The 2,960-nt window shown below is 70.6% G+C and carries 3 protein-coding genes; 2 read left to right on the top strand and 1 reads right to left on the bottom strand.

Annotation, left to right across the window (positions count from 1 at the left end):
* The coding region (locus APY03_RS05910) for a HAMP domain-containing sensor histidine kinase (protein ID WP_232324164.1) at window positions 1-884 on the top strand (884 nt) is incomplete at its 5' end.
* A 90-nt stretch (window positions 885-974) separates the two neighbouring features.
* Window positions 975-2,018 (top strand): NADP-dependent oxidoreductase, encoded by a 1,044-nt coding sequence (locus APY03_RS05905; protein ID WP_068674833.1) that lies wholly within the window; start codon window positions 975-977, stop codon window positions 2,016-2,018.
* On the opposite strand, the gene APY03_RS05900 is transcribed toward APY03_RS05905, so the two are convergent.
* Window positions 1,969-2,859, bottom strand: a complete 891-nt coding sequence (locus tag APY03_RS05900) for a DMT family transporter (RefSeq protein ID WP_068674829.1) — start codon at window positions 2,857-2,859, stop codon at window positions 1,969-1,971. The genes APY03_RS05905 and APY03_RS05900 overlap by 50 nt on opposite strands.
* Window positions 2,860-2,960 lie beyond the last annotated feature (101 nt).

Here is a 2,960-nt window from a genome sequence, read left to right as displayed (position 1 = left end):
GGGAGCCGCACGGCATCGGCTGGATCACGCTGGCGCTGCTGCTCGTCCTGATCGTGATCGCGTACGCGTATGTGCGCCGCCTCCTGCGGCCGCTGGACGACATCCGCGACGGCGCCGAGCGCTTCGGGCGCGGCGCCTTCGACCAGCCGATCCCGCTGCGCCGGCGCGACGAGCTGGGCGACCTGGCACAGCGCATCAACACCATGGCGCACGACATCCAGGGCATGCTGGACGCCAAGCGCGCGCTGCTGCTCGCGCTGAGCCACGAACTGCGTTCGCCGCTCACGCGCGCGCGCCTGAATGCCGAGCTGCTGCCGGCCTCGCCCGAGGGCGAGGCCGAGCGAGCCGCGCTCCTGCGCGACCTGGCCGAGATGCGCGACCTGATCAGCGACCTGCTCGAGAGCGAGCGCCTCGCAAGCCCGCATGTGGCGCTGCAGCGCGAGCCGGTCGACCTGGCGGCATTGGTGCGCGATGTGGTGGCCGAGCATCCCGAGGGCGGGCGCGTCGTGCTCGACATCGCCGAAGGCCTGCCCGCGGTGGCGGTGGACCGCCTGCGCATCCGCCTGCTGGTGCGCAACCTGCTCGAAAACGCGTTGCGCTACGGCGTCGATGCGCCCGAGCCGCCGCGCATCGTGTTGCGCCCCGCAGAGCAGGGCGGCATCGCGCTGGAGGTGCGCGACTTCGGCCCCGGCGTCGACCCCGCGCAGCTGGAGCACCTGACCGAGCCCTTCTACCGCACCGACAGCGCACGCCAGCGCGCCACCGGCGGGGTCGGCCTGGGCATGTACCTCTGCCGCCTGGTGGCCGAGGCGCACGGCGGCACGCTCACGGTGCGCAATGCCCAGCCGGGCCTGGCGGTCAGCGCCGTGCTGCCCGGCGCCTGAACGAACCCGTCCCCTGTCGCCTGTGCTACCGGCGTGCCCTGCCGGCAGGGCTACGATCCTTCCCCCGTACACCAGGCAGGAGACAAACCCATGAGCAGCACCCTCAGCAATCGCCAGGTCCGCCTCGCCAAGCGTCCCGAAGGCGCGGCCACACGCGACAACTGGCAGTTCACCACCGAGCCGGTCGGCGAACCGGCCGAGGGCGGCGTGCTGGTCAAGACCCTGTCGCTCTCGCTCGACCCCGCCATGCGCGGCTGGATGAACGAGGGCAGGAGCTACATCCCGCCGGTCGAGATCGGCGCCGTCATGCGTGCCGGCGGCGTCGGCCGGGTGATTGCCTCGCGCAACCCGGCCTTCGCGGTGGGCGACACGGTGTACGGCACGCTGGGCGTGCAGGAATACGTCCTGATCCCGCAGGAAGAGGTCCAGCGCGCCGGGCTCACCAGGATCGACCTGCGCGCCGGCTCCATCACGCAATGGCTCAACGTCCTGGGCATGCCGGGCATGACCGGCTACTTCGGCCTGATGGACATCGGCCAGCCGAAGCCCGGCGAGACGGTCGTGGTCTCGGGCGCCGCCGGCGCCGTCGGCCAGACGGTGGGCCAGCTCGCGAAGATCAAGGGCTGCCGTGCGGTCGGCATTGCCGGCGGCCCGGAGAAATGCGACTGGGTGGTCAAGGAGCTCGGCTTCGACGCCTGCATCGACTACAAGGCCGGCCCCTCGGCCGTGCGCGACGGCCTGAAGGCGCACTGCCCCAAGGGCATCGACATCTACTTCGACAACGTCGGAGGCGAGATCCTCGACGCCGCACTGGCCCGGCTGGCGCGCGGCGCGCGCATCATCATCTGCGGCGCCATCAGCCAGTACAACAACCCCAACAGCGCTCCCGCGCAGGGGCCGAAGAACTACCTGAGCCTGCTGGTGAACCGCGCGCGCATGCAGGGCATGGTGGTGTTCGACTATGCCGACCGCTACCACCTTGCCGTGGCAGAGCTGGCGAGCTATCTGAAGGACGGTCGCATGCAGAGCCGCGAAGACGTGGTCGAGGGCATCGACACTTTCCCCGAGGCGCTGACGCGGCTGTTCACGGGGCAGAACTTCGGGAAGCTGGTGTTGCAGGTGGCGAAGGACTGATTGAAAGCCCCATCACCGCCGCCGACAGGATCAGGAACGCCGACAGCGCAATGGTCCAGCTCAACGGCCGCTGCGTGACCACCATCAGCAGCGCCGTCGAGGCCAGCGGCGTGATGTAGCTCAGGATGCCGATCTGCCGCGCGTCGCCGCGCTTGAGCGCCATGTCCCAGAGGAAGAAGGCCGCGCCGAGCGGGCCCAGGCCGCACAGCGCGACCAGCAGCCAGTCGCGCGCCGACAGCGACGCCTGTGGTTCCAGCAGTGCATGGCAGATGAGCGCGAGCAAACCCGACACCAGGCCGAACAAGCCGATGGCTGAGGTCGGGAATGCGGCCACGCGTTTCGTCCACAGCGAATAGCTGGCCCAGATGAAGGCCGAGCCCAGTGCGGGCAGGAAGCCCCAGTAGCCTGCAACCGTGGCCCCCTGCGCGGCGTTGCGCGCACCGAGGATCGCGATCGCGGCGCCCGCGAAGCCCAGCAGTGCTGCCAACAGATGCAGCGGTCGCAGCGACAGCCCCGGCAGCAGCGCCGGCGCCAGCACGACCATGAAGAGCGGCCACAGATAGTTCACCAGGTTCGCCTCGACGGGCGGCGCGTGGCGCAGCGCGATGAAGAGCAGGAAGTGGAAGCCGAACAGCCCGTAGATCCCCAGCGCGAGCGTGCGCGCCGGCACCGCCCAGGCACGGTGGTTGCGCAGCGCCGCCGGCCAGCTCATCACGCTGCCGATCATCAGCGCGAGCCCGGTCAGCAGGAAGGGCGGCAGGTGGGAGAGCGACGTGCCCAGCGAGGCGAGCGTGCCCCAGAGGGCGATGGCGGCGAGGGCGTACAGCGTGGCGGCGGACATGCGCCCGAGCTTAAGCGGCGAGCTCGTCGCGCAACGACGGCGCATCGTCGCGCAACGATGGGCTTCAGTTCCTTCGAAGGGCCGCGGTGAGTGCGGACGGC

Origin of the sequence: Variovorax sp. WDL1 (assembly GCF_001541225.1) — a bacterium.
Taxonomy (GTDB): domain Bacteria; phylum Pseudomonadota; class Gammaproteobacteria; order Burkholderiales; family Burkholderiaceae_C; genus Variovorax.
The sequence above is the reverse complement of the archived record's forward strand: the minus strand, read 5'-3'. Positions and strand labels throughout refer to the sequence as shown.

Bases quoted from the DNA above. Each gene is read 5' to 3' on its own strand.
- APY03_RS05905 (WP_068674833.1), top strand. From the start codon at position 975: ATGAGCAGCACCCTCAGCAATCGCCAGGTCCGCCTCGCCAAGCGTCCC.
- APY03_RS05900 (WP_068674829.1), bottom strand. From the start codon at position 2,859: ATGTCCGCCGCCACGCTGTACGCCCTCGCCGCCATCGCCCTCTGGGGC.